The following is a 16,681-nucleotide window of genomic DNA, read 5'->3' on the forward strand; positions in this document are numbered from 1 at the left end:
GCGTGCGGTAATCTCTACCCACGATATGCAGCAGGGCCAACGTCGTCCCCGCCTGTAGAGCAGTTCTTGACAGACGAAGACGACGGGAGGGATTCAATGCCTGCTGCCCACCTCGGATTCCCCGAGCCTCAGGGCCTCTACCACCCCGCCAACGAGCATGATGCCTGCGGTGTCGCCATGGTTGCCGACGTCGCCGGACGCCGTGGGCACACAATCGTGGTCAAGGCGCTGACGGCGTTGTGCAATCTCGATCACCGGGGAGCCAAGGGTAGCGAGCCGGACACCGGCGACGGAGCCGGGATCCTGACGCAGATCCCCGATGGGTTCTACCGCGCGAGCGTGCCGTTCGCGCTGCCCGAGGCCGGCGCGTACGCGACCGGCATCGCCTTCCTGCCGGCCGACGAGCAGGCCAGGGGCGTGGCCACCGGCCTGATCGAGGAGATCGCGGCCGAGGAGGGCCTCACGGTGCTGGGCTGGCGGGACGTCCCCGTCGACCGCGACCTGCCGGGCCCGAGCGCCCGCGCCGTCATGCCGCACTTCGCCCAGCTCTTCGTGTCGAGCCCCGGCGGCGAGCAGGGCCTCGACCTCGACCGGCTGGCCTTCTGCCTGCGCAAGCGGTCCGAGCACGAGGCGGACGTCTACTTCCCCTCGCTGTCGGCCCGCACGGTGGTCTACAAGGGGATGCTCACGCCCGACCAGGTGGAGCCGTTCTTCCCCGACCTGAGCGACGAGCGTTACGAGAGCGCGATCGCGCTGGTGCACTCGCGCTTCTCCACCAACACCTTCCCGAGCTGGCCGCTGGCCCACCCCTACCGGTACGTGGCGCACAACGGCGAGATCAACACGGTCAAGGGCAACCGCAACTGGATGCGGGCCCGCGAGGCGATGCTGGCATCGGCCCACATCCCGGGCGACATCTCGCGGCTCTTCCCGATCTGCGACCCTGACGGCAGCGACACCGCCAGCTTCGACGAGGCCCTTGAGCTGCTGCACATCGGCGGCCGGAGCCTGCCGCACGCGGTGCTGATGATGATCCCCGAGGCGTGGGAGAACCACACCGAGATGGATCCGGCGCGCCGCGCCTTCTACGAGTTCCACTCCTCCCTGATGGAGGCGTGGGACGGCCCGGCCTCGATCACGTTCACCGACGGCACCCTGGCCGGGGCCGTGCTCGACCGCAACGGGCTGCGTCCGGGGCGTTTCTGGGTGACCGCCGACGGGCTGGTCGTGCTGGCCTCGGAGGCCGGCGTGCTGGACTTCAAGCCCGAGGACGTCGTCCGCAAGGGCCGCCTGCAGCCGGGCCGCATGTTCCTCATCGACACCGCCCGCGGCAAGATCATCGAGGACGACGAGATCAAGGCCGAGCTGGCCGCCGCGCACCCGTACGAGGAGTGGCTGCACGCCGGGCTGGTCAGGTTCGAGGAGCTGCCCGCGCGGCAGCGGGAGATCCCCACGCACGAGGCGCTGGTCAAGCGGCAGCAGACCTTCGGCTACACCGAGGAAGAGCTGCGGATCATCCTGTCGCCGATGGCCAGGTCCGGTGCCGAGCCGATCGGCTCGATGGGCACCGACACGCCGGTCGCGGTGCTGAGCGAGAAGCCGCGGCTGCTGTTCGACTACTTCACGCAGCTGTTCGCGCAGGTCACCAACCCGCCGCTGGACGCCATCCGGGAGGAGCTGGTCACCTCGCTGGCCAGCGTGCTCGGCCCCGAGGGCAACCTGCTCGACCCGGGCCCGACCTCCTGCCGCCAGCTCGTGCTGCCGTACCCGGTGATCGACAACGACGAGCTCGCCAAGATCATCCACATCAACGACGAGCACGACCTGCCGGGCTTCCACCCGCACGTCATCAGCGGCCTGTACGAGGTCGCCGGCGGCGGCCAGGCGCTGCTCGGCCGCCTTGAGGAGATCAGGGCCGAGGCGTCCAGGGCCATCGCGAACGGCGCGCGCATCATCGTGCTGTCCGACCGCGGCTCCTCCGACACGCTCGCCCCGATCCCGTCGTTGCTGCTCACCGGCGCGGTGCACCACCACCTGATCCAGGAGAAGACCCGGACCAAGATCGGGCTGGTCATCGAGACCGGCGAGGCCCGCGAGTGCCACCACATGGCGCTGCTCATCGGCTACGGCGCCGGCGCGGTCAACCCGTACCTGGCGATCGAGACCGTCGAGGACCTGGTCGACACCGGGGTGCTGCAGATCGGCAAGCACAAGGCGGTGCGCAACCTGATCAAGGCGTACGGCAAGGGCGTCATCAAGGTCATGTCCAAGATGGGCGTGTCCACGGTGGCCTCCTACACCGGCGCGCAGATCTTCGAGGCGCTCGGCCTGAGCCAGGAGGTCATCGACGCCTGCTTCACCGGCACGACGTCCCGCCTGGGCGGCGTCGGCTTCGACGTGCTGGCCGAGGAGACCGCCCAGCGCCACCGCCACGCCTACCCGCGGGCGGAGAACGCCCACCGCAGGCTCCAGGTCGGCGGCGAGTACCAGTGGCGGCGCGAGGGCGAGCCGCACCTGTTCAACCCCGAGACCGTCTTCAAGCTGCAGCACGCCACCCGCACCCGCCGCTACGAGATCTTCAAGGAGTACACGAGCCTCGTGGACTCCCAGGCCGAGCGGCTGATGACCCTGCGCGGCCTGTTCAGGCTGCGCAAGGGCCAGCCGGTCCCGATCGACGAGGTCGAGCCGGTCGAGAGCATCGTCAAGCGGTTCTCCACGGGCGCGATGTCGTACGGCTCGATCTCGATGGAGGCGCACGAGACGCTCGCCATCGCGATGAACCGGCTCGGCGCCAAGTCCAACACCGGCGAGGGCGGCGAGGACCCCGAGCGCCTGTACGACGCCACCCGCAGGTCGGCGATCAAGCAGGTCGCCTCCGGCCGGTTCGGCGTCACCAGCGAATACCTGGTCAACGCGGCCGACCTGCAGATCAAGATGGCCCAGGGGGCCAAGCCCGGCGAGGGCGGCCAGCTCCCCGGCCACAAGGTCTACCCGTGGATCGCCAAGACCCGGCACTCCACGCCCGGCGTCGGCCTCATCTCGCCGCCGCCGCACCACGACATCTACTCGATCGAGGACCTGGCCCAGCTCATCCACGACCTGAAGAACTCCAACCCGGAGGCCAGGGTCCACGTGAAGCTGGTCGCCGAGGTCGGCGTCGGCACGGTCGCGGCGGGCGTGTCCAAGGCGCACGCCGACGTGGTGCTCATCTCCGGCCACGACGGCGGCACCGGCGCCTCGCCGCTGACCTCGCTCAAGCACGCGGGCGCGCCCTGGGAGCTCGGCCTGGCCGAGACCCAGCAGACGCTGCTGCTGAACGACCTGCGCGACCGCATCGTGGTGCAGGTGGACGGCCAGCTCAAGACCGGCCGCGACGTCGTCATCGCCGCCCTGCTGGGCGCCGAGGAGTACGGCTTCGCCACCGCCCCGCTGGTCGTCTCCGGCTGCGTGATGATGCGGGTCTGCCACCTCGACACCTGCCCGGTGGGCGTGGCCACGCAGAATCCCGAGCTGCGCAAGCGCTTCAGCGGCAAGCCCGAGTTCGTGGTCAACTTCTTCGAGTTCATCGCCCAGGAGATCCGCGAATACCTGGCCGAGCTGGGCTTCCGCTCGCTCGACGAGGCGATCGGGCACGTCGAGATGCTCGACACGACGGCCGCCGAGAACCACTGGAAGGCCGGCGGGCTCGACCTGTCGCCGATCCTGCACCAGCCCGACCTGCCCGCGGGCACGCCCAGGCGGCGCACCGTCGAGCAGGACCACGGCCTGGAGCACGCCCTGGACAACACCCTGATCCAGCTCGCCGAGGGCGCGCTCGACGACGGCACCCCGGTCATGCTGGAGCTGCCCATCCGCAACGTCAACCGCACGGTCGGCACCATGCTCGGCTACCAGGTGACCAAGCGGTACGGCGGCCAGGGCCTGCCCGAGAACACCATCGACATCGGCTTCACCGGCTCGGCGGGCAACTCCTTCGGCGCGTTCGTGCCCCGCGGGATCACGCTGCGGCTGACCGGCGACGCCAACGACTACCTCGGCAAGGGCCTGTCGGGCGGGCGGATCACCGTCCGGCCGCACGAGGAGGCGCCGCTCGACGGGCACATCATCGCCGGCAACGTCGCCCTGTACGGCGCCACGTCCGGTGAGGTGTTCGTCCGCGGGGTGGTCGGCGAGCGGTTCTGCGTGCGCAACTCCGGCGCGACGGCGGTCGTCGAGGGCGTGGGCGACCACGGGTGCGAGTACATGACCGGCGGCCGGGTGGTCGTGCTCGGGCCGACCGGGCGCAACTTCGCGGCCGGCATGTCCGGCGGCGTGGCGTACCTGCTCGACCTGCGGCCCGAGCGGGTCAACCGGGAGATGGTCGCCATCGAGACGCTGACCGAGCAGGACGCCGAGTTCCTGAAGGAGACGGTCGAGAAGCACTTCGCCGAGACCGCGTCCCCGGTGGCCAAGCAGCTGCTGGCCGACTGGGACGCCGCGCTCGCCCGGTTCGGCAAGATCATGCCGACCGACTACAAGAGGGTGCTGGCGGCGGCCGAGGCCGCCCGCGCCGAAGGCAGGGACATCGACGAGGCCGTCATGGCGGCTGCGGTTCAGGGCTAGGGAGGCGTACTCGATGGCTGACCCCAAGGGTTTTCTCACGCACGAGCGGGAGCTGCCGGCGCGCCGTCCGGTCGACGTCCGCATCAGCGACTGGCGGGAGGTCTACCAGGACTTCCCGCAGGAGAAGCTGACCAGGCAGGCGGCCCGCTGCATGGACTGCGGCATCCCGTTCTGCCACAACGGCTGCCCGCTCGGGAACCTCATCCCCGAGTGGAACGACCTCGTCTACCGCACCGACTGGCGCGAGGCGATCGAGCGGCTGCACGCCACGAACAACTTCCCGGAGTTCACCGGCAGGCTCTGCCCGGCTCCGTGCGAGGCGGCGTGCGTGCTCGGCATCAACTCCGACCCGGTGGCGATCAAGCGGGTCGAGGTCGAGATCATCGACCGCGCGTTCGCCGAGGGCTGGGTGACCCCGCAGCCGCCGCGGGTGCGCACCGGCAGGAAGGTGGCCGTCGTCGGCTCGGGCCCCGCGGGCCTGGCCGCCGCCCAGCAGCTCACCCGGGCCGGGCACGACGTGGTGGTGTTCGAACGCGCCGACCGCATCGGCGGCCTGCTGCGGTACGGCATCCCCGAGTTCAAGATGGAGAAGCGCCACATCGAGCGGCGCCTGGAGCAGATGCGGGCCGAGGGCACCCGGTTCCGCACCGGCGTGAACGTCGGCGTCGACGTCACCGCGGCCGAGCTGCGCGAGCAGTTCGACGCGGTGGTGCTGGCGGGCGGCGCCACCCAGTGGCGTGACCTGCCGGTCGCCGGGCGCGAGCTCAAGGGCGTCCACCAGGCGATGGAGTACCTGCCGCCGGCCAACAAGGTCCAGGAGGGCGACTACGAGGTCGCGCCCATCTCGGCCGAGGGCAAGCACGTCGTGGTGATCGGCGGCGGCGACACCGGGGCCGACTGCATCGGCACCGCGATCCGGCAGGGCGCCGCGTCGGTGACCCAGCTGGAGATCATGCCGCAGCCGCCCGCGTCCCGGCCCGGCAGCCAGCCGTGGCCGACGTTCCCCATCCTGTTCAAGATGGAGAGCGCGCACGAGGAGCTGGCCGACGGCGGCGGGGAGCGCGTCTACGCGGTCTCCACCACCGAGTTCGTCGGCGACGACGAGGGCAACGTCAGGGCGCTGCGCCTGGTCGAGGTCGAGGGGCCGCAGAACGGCTTCAAGCCGATCCCCGGCACCGAGCGGGAGATCCCGGCCGAGCTGATCACGCTGTCCATGGGCTTCCTCGGGCCGGAGAAGGGCGCCCTGCTGGAGGACCTGGCCGAGGTCGCGGGCGAGGGCTTCTACGACGCCCGCGGCAACGTCGCCCGGGACAAGACGTACATGTCGAAGGTGGACGGCGTGTTCGTGGCCGGTGACATGGGCCGCGGGCAGTCGCTCATCGTGTGGGCCATCGCCGAGGGCCGTTCGGCCGCCTCGGGCGTCGACCGGTACCTGAGCGGGGAGACGGCGCTGCCGTACCCGATCCTGCCGACGGCGCGTCCGCTGGTCTGACCTGCGCGAAGGGCCCCGGAGCTGGACGGCTCCGGGGCCCTTCGTCATTTGCACACTCTGCAAGACTTGCAGAGAGTGCAAGTTCTGCGTAGAGTGCAACACATGGAGAGTCCGGAACAGCGCCGTGAGCGCCGCCGGGCCGAGAAGCGGCAGGCCATCCGGCTGGCCGCGGTGCGGCTGGCGCTCGACGAGGGCCTCGACGCCGTGACCGTCGAGGCCGTCAGCGCGGCGGCCGACATCTCGCCCCGCACGTTCTTCAACTACTTCGCCTCCAAGGAGGAGGCGCTCGTCATGGAGCCGATCTGGCGGCCGGACGACATCGTCGCCCTGCTCGCCGACCGGCCGGCCGACGAGCCCGCCTTCCGCTCGCTCAAGGCGGTGGCCCGGGAGCTCGCCGTGCGCGTGCGCCCGATCTGGGACACCATGCAGCCGTTCATGGAGCTCAGCAACCGTTACCCCGAGCTGGCCGCCCGGGCGCGCGCCGCCGACCAGACCCAGATCATGGAGACGGTCCTCGGCGCCGTGCGGGCCAGGCCCGGGGTCACCGGCGGCATCCACGCCCGGATGCTGCTCATCACGACGTTCGGCGCGATGATCTCGGCCATCCAGGAGTCGGCGGCCACGGACCAGCCGGTCGAAGAACTGCTCGACGAGGCGTTCGCGCTGCTCGAACGCGGACTCTGACACATCGGGAAAGAAAGCGGCGATCGGGGTGGCACCCCCGACCGCCGCGGATTCCTCCTGCCCTCGCGAAAGAAGCAAGGAGACAACTGAATGGTATCGACAATCGCCCAGGAGGCCCCACCGCGGCGCGGCCTCCTGCTCAGCATGGGCTCGCTGCTGCTGTGCCTGTTCCTGGCCGCCGTCGACCAGACGGTGGTGGCCACGGCCACCCCCACCATCGTGGGCGAGCTGAACGGCCTGGAGAACGTGTCGTGGCTGGTCACGGCCTTCTCCCTGACCTCCGGCATCGTCGCGCCGCTCTACGGCAAGCTCAGCGACATGTACGGCCGCCGCCGCCTGTACCTGTCGGCCATCGGCCTGTTCCTCGCCGGCTCGGCCCTGTGCGGGCTCGCCCAGACGATGGCCCAGCTCATCGCCTTCCGCGCTTTCCAGGGCATCGGCGCCGGCGGCCTGATGGTGCTGACCCTGGCGATCTCGGCCGACATCGCCACCCCGCGCGAGCGCGCCAAGTTCCAGGGGCTGTTCGGCGCGGTGATCGGCGTGGCCGCCGTCCTCGGGCCGGTCATCGGCGGCTACCTCACCGAGCACGTCTCGTGGCGCTGGATCTTCTACATCAACCTGCCGCTCGGGGCGGTCGCGCTGGCGGTCGCGTTCGCCGTGCTCCGGCTGCCGCGGCGCACCTCGCCGCACCGGATCGACTGGCCGGGGGCCGCGCTGATCTCCGGGGTGCTGACCTGCCTGACGCTTTTCGCCTCGTGGGGCGGGACGACGTACGCCTGGACCTCGCCGGTCGTCGTCGGGCTCGGCCTGGGGGCGGTCGTGCTGGCGGGGCTGTTCGTGCTGGTGGAGCGGAGGGCGAAGGAGCCGGTGCTGCCGCTCGGGCTGTTCCGCGACCGCACGCTCACGATCGCCACGGCGACCATCGTGCTGATGGCCACCGGGATGGTGGGGGCGGCCACCTTCCTCCCGCTCTACCTGCAACTGGCCGCCGGGGCCAGCGCGTCGAACTCCGGGCTGCTGCTGCTTCCCCTGATGGCGGGCATGATCGCCGCCTCGGCCGTCGCGGGGCGGGTGGTGACCCGGCTGGGGACGTACAAGTGGGTCGTGGTGACCGGGGCGGCGCTGGCGACGGTGGCCGCGTTCCTGTTCTCGACCATGGGGCTGGGGACCGGGGCGGTCACGTCCGGGCTGTACATGGTGCTGTTCGGGGTCGGGCTCGGCATGGTGCTGCAGAACCTCATGCTGGCCGTCCAGGTCAGCGCGCCCGCCGCCGACCGGGGCGCGGCCACGTCGGTGGTGTCCTTCGCCAGGAACGTGGGCGGCGCCGTGGGGGTGGCCGTGCTCGGGGGCGTCTTCAGCGGCAGGCTGGGGCAGGCGGCCCTGGCCTCGGGGGTCGCGGGTGCGGTGCCCGAGTCCGTACGGCCGGCGTTCGCCGAGGCGGTCACCGGGGTCTTCGTGTGGGTCACGCCGGTCATGCTGGTCGGCGTCGTGCTGCTGGCCTGCCTGCCGAACGTGCGCCTGCACCGCGACGCCTGACCCTCGTACGGCCTCCGGCTGAGCGGGCTCCGCACGAAACCCCCCAGAGCCCGCTTAGCCCCCCATCTGCCGAAATTTCACACCTAAGTTGCATCAGCCGTTGAGTGTCGGGAAGATGCAGATTCTGCGACAGTCGGTGGATGGGGGAGCAATGCGGCGAGTCGCCTCTGGCCTGACGGCGCTGGCCGTCGCCGCCGCCCTGACCGCGTGCTCGGCCGCCGCCGGCGACCGGGCCACCCCCGAACAGCCCGCGCAGGACGGCCCCACCGGCTCCGCGCAGCCCACCGCGACCCCTCGCCCCGGCCAGAACCAGAACCTGGTCTTCTACGCCGACGGCAAGCAGGGCGAGGCCCTGGCGGCCGTCAAACGCGCCGGCGGCACGGTCGTCGAGGAGGACGGCAAGCTCGGCTACGTGCTCACCCAGGGCGGCGGCGACGGCTTCGCCGAGAACGTCGGCGCCGACCCGGCCGTCGTCGGCGTCTCGCCCGACCGCCGCGTCATCGGCTCCACCTCCTCCCGCGCCGCCCGTCCCACCGGCCGGGGCTTCCCCGACGCCGGATCCATGGCCGGGAAGGGCCTGAGCCAGGAGCCGCTGGCCCACCTGCAGTGGGACATGAAGATGATCGGCGCCGACCGGGCCAACGCCAAGGCCCCCGGCGACAAGAAGGTGCTGGTCGGCGTCATCGACACCGGCGTCGACGGCAAGCACCCCGACATCGCCCCCAACTTCGACCGCGAGCTGAGCCGCAACTTCGTCACCGACAAGCCCAAGGACGAGCGCGGCGAGACCCTGGACGGCCCCTGCGAGGTCCCCACCTGCAAGGACCCCGTGGACGAGGACGACGACGGCCACGGCACCCACGTCGCCAGCACCATCGCCTCCCCGATCAACGGCATCGGCATCGCCGGCGTCGCCCCGGACGTGCGGATCGTCAGCATCAGGGCGGGCCAGGACTCCGGCTTCTTCTTCCTCAAGCCCAGCCTCGACGCCCTCACCTACGCCGCCGACATCGGCGTGGACGTCGTCAACATGAGCTACTACGTCGACCCCTGGCTGTTCAACTGCGCCGCCAACCCCGCCGACACCAAGAAGGAACAGCTCGAGCAGCGGGCCGTCGTCGTCGGCATGCAGCGCGCCCTCGACTACGCCCGCGGCAGGGGCGTCACGCTCATCTCCGCCCTCGGCAACGGCTCCACCGACCTCGGCCACCCCACGGCCGACAAGCAGAGCCCCGGCTACCCGCGCGGCGACGAGAAGACCCGCAAGATAGACAACTCGTGCGTCAACGTGCCCGCCGAGTCCAAGGGCGTGATCTCGATCTCCGCCGTGGGCCCGTCCGGACGCAAGGCCGTCTACAGCGACTACGGCCTGGAGCAGACCGACCTGGCCGCCCCCGGCGGCGACGCGCTGGACGGCAAGGGCGCCGCGGCCACCCGGTCGATCCTGGCCGCCGCCCCCGAGCACGTGCTCAAGGCCGGCGGCCGGATCGACGCCGCCGGCAAGCCCAAGGGCTCCGACGTCGTGCGCGACTGCCACAAGGGCGCCTGCTCCTACTACCAGTACCTCGACGGCACCTCCATGGCCGCCCCGCACGCCACCGGCGTCGCGGCCATCCTGATCAGCCGGTTCGGCAAGCCCGGCCCCGGCGGCCTGTCCATGGACCCCGCCACCGTCGAGGACCTGCTCTACCGGACCGCCACCCCCGTGGCCTGCCCGACCCCGCGCGCCTACGTCTACAAGGTGTACGGCGAGGACGAGACCCACCAGTGCGAGGGCGACCAGGCCAAGAACGGCTTCTACGGGCACGGCGTCGTGAACGCCTGGAAGGCGGCCACCATAGAGCCATGATGTACCGCCTGCTCGCGGACGCGGTGATGGTGACGCACTTCGCCTTCCTCGCCTACGTGGCCGTGGGCGGCTTCGTGGCCTGGCGGTGGCGGCGGACGATCTACCTCCACCTCGCGGCCGTCGGCTGGGCCGTGGTGACACTCGTCACCCACGTGGACTGCCCGCTGACCGTCGCCGAGGACTGGGCGCGGCGCAGGGGAGGGCTGCCGGGCCTGCCGCCGAGCGGCTTCGTCGACCACTACATCGAAGGCGTCGTCTACCCTGAACAGTACGCGAACTTGGTACGGCTCGGACTCGCCGTTCTCGTGTTGTTCTCCTACGTCGGGTACGTTCTCCGTCGTCAGTGACTGCCAAGTGGTCTGTACCAATTAAGGTAGGACTCGTGACTCGTCGCGCGAAAATCGTCTGCACCCTAGGCCCAGCCACTTCGTCCAAAGAACGCCTCCACGAGCTGATCTCCGCGGGCATGGACGTGGCACGGTTCAACCTCAGCCATGGCAACCATGACATGCACAGAGAGGTCTACGACCGGGTCCGGGAGGTGGCGGCCGACCTCGGCCGCGGTGTAGGCGTGCTCGCCGACCTGCAGGGCCCCAAGATCCGCGTCGGCACCTTCGAGGAAGGGCCGGTGCGCCTCGGCTTCGGCGACGTCTTCACCATCACCACCGAAGACGTGCCCGGAGACCGCGAGCAGGTCTCGACCACCTACAAGGGCCTGCCCGGCGACGTGCGGCCCGGTGACAAGATCCTGGTCGACGACGGCCGCCTGGTCCTGGAGGCCACCCGCGTCGACGGCGACCGCGTCATCACCCGCGTCGTCATCGGCGGCATGATCTCCAACAACAAGGGCCTCAACCTGCCGGGCGTCAACGTCAGCGCGCCCGCGCTCACCGACAAGGACGAGGCCGACCTGCGCTGGGCGCTGCGCACCGGCTTCGACATGATCGCGCTGTCCTTCGTCCGCCGTCCCTCCGACGCCGACGTCGTGCGCAACATCATGGAGCAGGAGGCCGTCCGCCTGCCGCTGCTCGCCAAGATCGAGAAGCCGCAGGCCGTCGACCGCCTGCCGGAGATCGTCGAGGCCTTCGACGGCATCATGGTCGCCCGCGGCGACCTCGGCGTGGAGCTGCCGCTGGAGCAGGTGCCGATCGTGCAGCGGCGCATCATCGGGCTGTGCCGCGAGAAGGCCCGCCCGGTCATCGTCGCCACCCAGATGCTCGACTCCATGATGAGCGCCCCGCGCCCCACCCGCGCCGAGGCCAGCGACGTCGCCTACGCCGTCATGGACGGCGCCGACGCCGTCATGCTGTCGGGCGAGACGTCGGTCGGCAGCTACCCGATCGAGTCGGTCGCGACGATGGACCGCATCGCCTGCGCCGCCGAGAAGTCGTCCCTGCACGCCACCCACAGCCTGGAGCGCCTGCCGGAGACCACCGGCGGGGCCATCGCCAGGGCCGCGGCCGAGGTCGGCGCGATCGTCGGCGCCAAGGCGCTGATCGCGTTCACCATGTCCGGCGAGACCGCCCGCCGCCTGGCCCGCTACCGCTCGCCGATCCCGCTGCTGGCCTTCACCTCGGCCCCGCACGTGCGCGGGCAGCTGTCGCTGACGTGGGGCGTGGAGACGTTCCACGTGCCGTTCGTGCACCACACCGACGACATGGTCCGGCAGGTGGAGGCGTCGCTGCTGTCGCTCGGGCGGCTGGAGAAGGGCGACAAGGTGGTCATCGTGGCCGGCTCGCCTCCCGGCACGCCGGGCAGCACCAACGCGCTGCGGGTGCACACCATCGGCTCCGCGGTCTCCCACGCGAACTGACCCGCCACGTTCCGCGCAGGCTCGCCCGGACGGGTGAGCCTGCGCCGGGACGTCCTGTGGGCCCCCTCCGTGGCGACGGCCGGCGGAGAGGGCCCCTGACGGTCAGTGGGCGTGCAGGGCGGCGTTCAGGGTGATGCCCGAACCGGTGCGGGGCAGGGCCTCCACCGCGCCCGACTGCGAGTTGCGGCGCAGCAGGATCCCGTTGGAGCCCGACAGCTCCGCCGCCTTGACCACCGTGCCGTCGGGCAGCGTCACCCGCGTGCCCGCGGTCACATACAGGCCCGCCTCCACCACGCAGTCGTCGCCCAGCGAGATGCCGATGCCCGCGTTGGCGCCCAGCAGGCAGCGCTCGCCGATCGAGATGACCTGCTTGCCGCCGCCCGACAGCGTCCCCATGATCGAGGCGCCGCCGCCGACGTCGGAGCCGTCGCCGACCACCACGCCCGCCGAGATGCGCCCCTCGACCATCGAGGTGCCCACCGTGCCGGCGTTGAAGTTCACGAAGCCCTCGTGCATGACGACCGTGCCCGACGCCAGGTGGGCGCCCAGCCGCACCCGGTCGGCGTCGGCGATCCGCACGCCCTCCGGCAGCACGTAGTCGACCATCCGCGGGAACTTGTCCACCCCGTACACCGTCACCACGCCCCTGGCCCGCAGGCGCAGCCGGGTGCGCTCGAAGCCGGGCACCGGGCACGGGCCGAAGTTGGTCCACACCACGTTGGCCAGCAGGCCGAACTGGCCGTCCAGGTTCACGCCGTGCGGCCGGACGAGCCGGTGGGAGAGCAGGTGCAGCCGCAGGTAGACGTCGTGCGCGTCGACCGGCGGCTCGGAGAGCTTGGCGACGCCCGTGCGCACCGCCACCACCTCGACGCCCCGCGCCGCGTCGCGGCCGGTCAGCGCGGCCAGCTCGCCGGCCTCCTCGGCGGAGATCCGCTCGGTGCCCGTCGCGGGCGGCTCGCCCAGCTCGGGAGCCGGGAACCAGGTGTCGAGAACGGTGCCGTCGTCGGCGATGGTGGCGAGGCCGACGCCGTACGCGCCGGTCGAGGTGGGATCGATTGCAGTCACGAGCCAAAAATACCGGGCGCCCGCTCAGCCCAAGGAGCCCAGGTCCGCCGAGAGCCACCGCTCGGGCCGCATCCGGAACGTCACCAGGACGTGCAGGTCCGAGCCGTGCACGTAGCCCGTCACCGCCTCCTGCGGCAGGTAGCGGGCGGCGATGCGGGTCAGCTCCTCGATCGTCGTGGGGTCGGAGCGCACCACCGGGCCCTCGACCGACACGTACCGGTAGGTCGGGCTGACCCGCTGGACCAGCATCGTGAACCGGCCCGCCTTCGCCACCAGCCGCGCCTTGCGCGACTCGCTGTCGGTCAGGAACCTGATCTCGCCGCCGGGGCTGTAGTCGTACCAGACGGGCACGGCCAGCGGCGACCGCCCCGCGCCCGTCTCCACCGCCAGGCTGGCGATGTGCGGCTCGGCCAGGAACGTCTCCCGCTCGGTCACGCTCAACGGCATCCCCCGCCACCCCCGTCTCGTCCGTCGCAACTCGTCACAAAGGACTGTTCCCGGCGAACCGCCCGCGAAATCCCACCCGGCCGCCCCGCCGGCTCCTTGATCGCCTCGGCGCCCGCACCGGTGAAAACCACTCGCACCGCCGCCGAGGGGACGCCATCATCGACAGGCTGGCCACCCTCGGGCCGGTCGGGCCGGCCGGGTGGGTTCTTAGACGATGACGGGACATCGCCTTGGCAGACATCATCGAGCTCAACCGGCGGTCGGTGCGGGCCACCGTCGACCTGGTGAACACGATCAAGCCCGCCGACCTCGACCGGCCGACGCCCTGCGCCGGATGGGCCGTCCGCGATCTGCTGGAACACCAGATCGTGCAGAACCACGGCTTCGCCCTGGCGGCCTCGGGCGCGCGTTCGGAACTGGCGAGCTGGCGGCCGCGCCCCCTGGGCGAGGACCACGTGGCCGAGTACGCCGCCTCCGCGCAGGCCGTCGTCGCCGCCTTCGCCGCGGACGGCGTGCTCGACCGGGCCTTCCACCTGCCCGAGATCCGCGACGGCGGCCCGTTCCCGGCGGCCATGGCGATCGGCTTCCACTTCATCGACTGCGTCGTGCACGCCTGGGACTTCGCCAGGGCTCTCGGCGTGCCGCCCGGCATCGACGACGAGCTCGCGGCGGCCGCGCTCCCGCTGGCCGCGCAGGTGCCCGACACGCCGGAATCGCGCGGTTCGGGGAAGGCGTTCCTGCCCGGGGTCGCTCCCGGCGGCGCCGCCACGGCCCTCGACCGGGTGGTCGCCCTGCTCGGCCGCTCGCCCTCCTGGACGCCCTGACCGGTCAGCCTTTTCGGGCCTGCCTGTCATGGGTGGGAAAAGAAGAACCGCCCGGCCTACGAGGGGGCCGGGCGGTCAGGCCGGTGCCCCGGGTGGGATTCGAACCCACACTGTATGGATTTTGAGGCCATCGACTCTGCCGTTGGTCTACCGGGGCGACTTCGTCCGGTTGGTGATCTCGCAGCGTAATGCCCGAGGCCGCACCGGCGTGGATCTAATCTACCGGACGTCTGTACTCTTCTGCTCGTGAGTACGCAGCGGCGAGTAGTGATCGCGGAAGACGAGGCCCTGATCCGCCTCGACCTCAAGGAGATGCTCCAGGAGGACGGTTACGTCGTCGTGGGCGAGGCCGGTGACGGGGAGCAGGCGATCCAGCTCGCCGCCGACCTGCGGCCCGACCTCGTCATCCTCGACGTGAAGATGCCCGTGCTCGACGGCATCTCGGCGGCCGAGCGCATCGTGGCCGACCGGATCGCGCCGTGCCTGATCCTCACCGCCTTCTCCCAGCGTGACCTGGTGGAGCGGGCCCGCGACGCGGGGGCGATGGCCTACCTGGTGAAGCCGTTCACCAAGGCCGATCTGGTGCCTGCGATCGAGATGGCGGTCAGCAGGCACGAGGAGATGGTGGCGCTCAGCGCGGAGGTGTCCAGCCTTTCCGAGCGGCTGGAGACCCGCAAGCTGGTCGAGCGGGCCAAGGGCCAGTTGATGGCCCAGCACGGCTGGACGGAGCCGCAGGCGTTCCGGTGGATCCAGAAGGCGTCGATGGACCGGCGGCTGAGCATGCGGGAGGTTGCTCAGATCGTTATAGACGACGCGGCCGAGCGGGCATGAAAAGCGCCTATATCAGGTGATTTAGCCCCGCGGGTTGTGGCCCGGTCACGACTGGGCATCCAACCGGCTTCGGCTTCTTTCTGCGCAGGCGTCCCGGCGCATGCTGATGGGCGGACGGAAGGTCCGCTCATCTCGAACGGAGACGCTTTCGATGATCCGCATTTCCCGCGCGCTGGCCGTCGCCACAGCGGCGAGCCTGGCACTGGCGGCGTGTTCGACCGGCGGCACGACCGCCGGGACGGGCGCCACCGGCGCCGCGTCCGTGAAACCCTCCTCGGCCGCCGCGGTCAAGGGGGACGGCACGCTGACGATCGGCACCGTGTTGCCCCAGACGGGCAATCTCGCCTATCTGGGACCACCCGAGTTCGCCGGGGTCGACCTGGCGCTCAAGGAGATCAACGACGCCGGGGGAGTGCTCGGCAAGCCGGTGGCGAAGATCGACACCGACTCGGGCGACACCACGACCAACATCGCCTCGCAGTCGGTGGACAAACTGCTCGGCCAGAAGGCCGACGCGATCATCGGCGCGGCGTCCTCGTCGGTGTCGGAGTCGATCGTGGACAAGATCACGCGGGCCGGCGTGGTGCAGTTCTCGCCGGCCAACACCTCCGACAAGTTCACCACGATCAACGACCAGGGCCTGTACTTCCGCACGGCGCCGCCGGACAAGCTGCAGGGCCGCGTGCTGGGCGACCTGGTGGCCGCCGACGGCAACGACACGGTCGCCATCCTGGCCATGCAGGACTCCTACGGCTCCGGCCTGGCCGACCAGGTGACCAAGACCGCCGAGGAGGCCGGCGCCAGCGTGGTCGAGCGGGTCGACTACGACCCCAAGGCGGCCGAGTTCTCCGCCGACGTGGCCAAGGTCAAGGCCAAGAACCCGAAGGCGATCGTGCTGATCGGCTTCGAGGAGACGGCGAAGGTCGTGCAGGAGCTGGTCAAGCAGGGTCTGACGGCCGACAAGGTCAAGTGGTACATGGTGGACGGCAACATGTCGAACTCCAACTACCTGAAGATGCCCAAGGGCACGCTCAAGGGCGTCAAGGGCACGATCCCGGGCGCCGCGGCCCCGGAGGCGTTCCAGAAGCGGCTGCTGACGGTGAACCCCAAGCTGACGAACTACACCTACGCGGCGGAGTCGTACGACGCGGCGACCCTGATCGCGCTGGCGGCCGAGGCGGCCAAGGACGACTCGGGCACCGCGCTGGCCCCCAAGCTGATCGAGGTCAGCAAGGGCGGCGAGAAGTGCCAGGACTTCAAGTCGTGCGCCGACCTGCTGAAGGCCGGCAAGGACATCGACTACGACGGCGTGAGCGGCCCGGTGGACTTCAACGACGCCGGTGACCCGTCGGTCGCGACGATCGGCGTCTACCAGTACGACAAGGACAACAAGTACGACGCGGCCAAGGCGCTGGAATATCGCAAGGGCAACATCGCCGGCTAGGCACTGACAGCACCCCGAGCCGGACAACCACCCCAGTCCCGAAATTTCGGGCTGGGGTGGTTCATATGGAGTCATGACCGTAACGCTGATGAAA

12 protein-coding genes and 1 tRNA gene are annotated in these 16,681 nt (G+C 70.8%); 10 read left to right on the top strand and 3 right to left on the bottom strand.

What is annotated here, in order from left to right; genetic code table 11:
* The first annotated feature begins 96 nt into the window (after positions 1 to 96).
* The 7 genes from gltB (at position 97) to pyk (ending at position 11,976) form a co-directional block, all read left to right on the top strand.
* Positions 97 to 4,602 (top strand): glutamate synthase large subunit, encoded by a 4,506-nt coding sequence (gene gltB, locus ACFYYW_RS00105; RefSeq protein ID WP_387643239.1) that lies wholly within the window; start codon positions 97 to 99, stop codon positions 4,600 to 4,602.
* A 13-nt stretch (positions 4,603 to 4,615) separates the two neighbouring features.
* Positions 4,616 to 6,094 carry a glutamate synthase subunit beta gene (locus ACFYYW_RS00110; protein WP_387643241.1) on the top strand — a complete coding sequence of 493 codons (1,479 nt, stop codon included), beginning with the start codon at positions 4,616 to 4,618 and terminating at the stop codon, positions 6,092 to 6,094.
* Between the two features lie 102 nt (positions 6,095 to 6,196).
* Positions 6,197 to 6,778, top strand: a complete 582-nt coding sequence (locus ACFYYW_RS00115) for a helix-turn-helix domain-containing protein (RefSeq protein WP_364417222.1) — start codon at positions 6,197 to 6,199, stop codon at positions 6,776 to 6,778.
* 90 nt (positions 6,779 to 6,868) lie between these two features.
* Positions 6,869 to 8,314, top strand: coding sequence for an MDR family MFS transporter (locus ACFYYW_RS00120; protein ID WP_387643244.1), 1,446 nt, complete (start codon positions 6,869 to 6,871; stop codon positions 8,312 to 8,314).
* Between the two features lie 151 nt (positions 8,315 to 8,465).
* Positions 8,466 to 10,163, top strand: a complete 1,698-nt coding sequence (locus ACFYYW_RS00125) for a S8 family serine peptidase (RefSeq protein WP_387643246.1) — start codon at positions 8,466 to 8,468, stop codon at positions 10,161 to 10,163.
* Positions 10,160 to 10,510, top strand: coding sequence for a DUF2784 domain-containing protein (locus ACFYYW_RS00130; RefSeq protein WP_352327604.1), 351 nt, complete (start codon positions 10,160 to 10,162; stop codon positions 10,508 to 10,510). The genes ACFYYW_RS00125 and ACFYYW_RS00130 overlap by 4 nt, the downstream gene beginning before the upstream one ends.
* Positions 10,511 to 10,545: 35 nt before the next feature.
* On the top strand, positions 10,546 to 11,976 hold the full coding sequence (gene pyk, locus ACFYYW_RS00135; protein ID WP_352327603.1) for a pyruvate kinase: 1,431 nt from the start codon (positions 10,546 to 10,548) through the stop codon (positions 11,974 to 11,976).
* Positions 11,977 to 12,078: 102 nt separating this feature from the next.
* Here pyk and dapD read toward each other — a convergent pair whose 3' ends face one another.
* A complete protein-coding gene (gene dapD, locus ACFYYW_RS00140; protein ID WP_352327602.1) occupies positions 12,079 to 13,041 on the bottom strand; it encodes a 2,3,4,5-tetrahydropyridine-2,6-dicarboxylate N-succinyltransferase in 963 nt (320 codons plus the stop codon).
* Positions 13,042 to 13,065: 24 nt separating this feature from the next.
* Positions 13,066 to 13,488 (bottom strand): pyridoxamine 5'-phosphate oxidase family protein, encoded by a 423-nt coding sequence (locus ACFYYW_RS00145; protein ID WP_358293840.1) that lies wholly within the window; start codon positions 13,486 to 13,488, stop codon positions 13,066 to 13,068.
* Positions 13,489 to 13,718: 230 nt separating this feature from the next.
* On the opposite strand from ACFYYW_RS00145, the gene ACFYYW_RS00150 reads away from it, so the two are divergent.
* The gene (locus tag ACFYYW_RS00150) at positions 13,719 to 14,312 is read left to right on the top strand and encodes a TIGR03086 family metal-binding protein (RefSeq protein WP_387643250.1); all 594 of its coding nucleotides are present in this window, start codon (positions 13,719 to 13,721) and stop codon (positions 14,310 to 14,312) included.
* 84 nt (positions 14,313 to 14,396) lie between these two features.
* Here ACFYYW_RS00150 and ACFYYW_RS00155 read toward each other — a convergent pair.
* Positions 14,397 to 14,469: transfer RNA gene (locus ACFYYW_RS00155), tRNA-Leu, on the bottom strand.
* Between the two features lie 89 nt (positions 14,470 to 14,558).
* Between ACFYYW_RS00155 and ACFYYW_RS00160 the strand changes: the two genes are divergently transcribed.
* The gene (locus ACFYYW_RS00160; protein ID WP_352327599.1) at positions 14,559 to 15,143 is read left to right on the top strand and encodes a response regulator; all 585 of its coding nucleotides are present in this window, start codon (positions 14,559 to 14,561) and stop codon (positions 15,141 to 15,143) included.
* Between the two features lie 151 nt (positions 15,144 to 15,294).
* Positions 15,295 to 16,587 (top strand): ABC transporter substrate-binding protein, encoded by a 1,293-nt coding sequence (locus ACFYYW_RS00165; RefSeq protein ID WP_387643252.1) that lies wholly within the window; start codon positions 15,295 to 15,297, stop codon positions 16,585 to 16,587.
* Positions 16,588 to 16,681 lie beyond the last annotated feature (94 nt).

This window comes from Nonomuraea sp. NPDC001831 (genome assembly GCF_042892035.1).
Lineage (GTDB): Bacteria > Actinomycetota > Actinomycetes > Streptosporangiales > Streptosporangiaceae > Nonomuraea.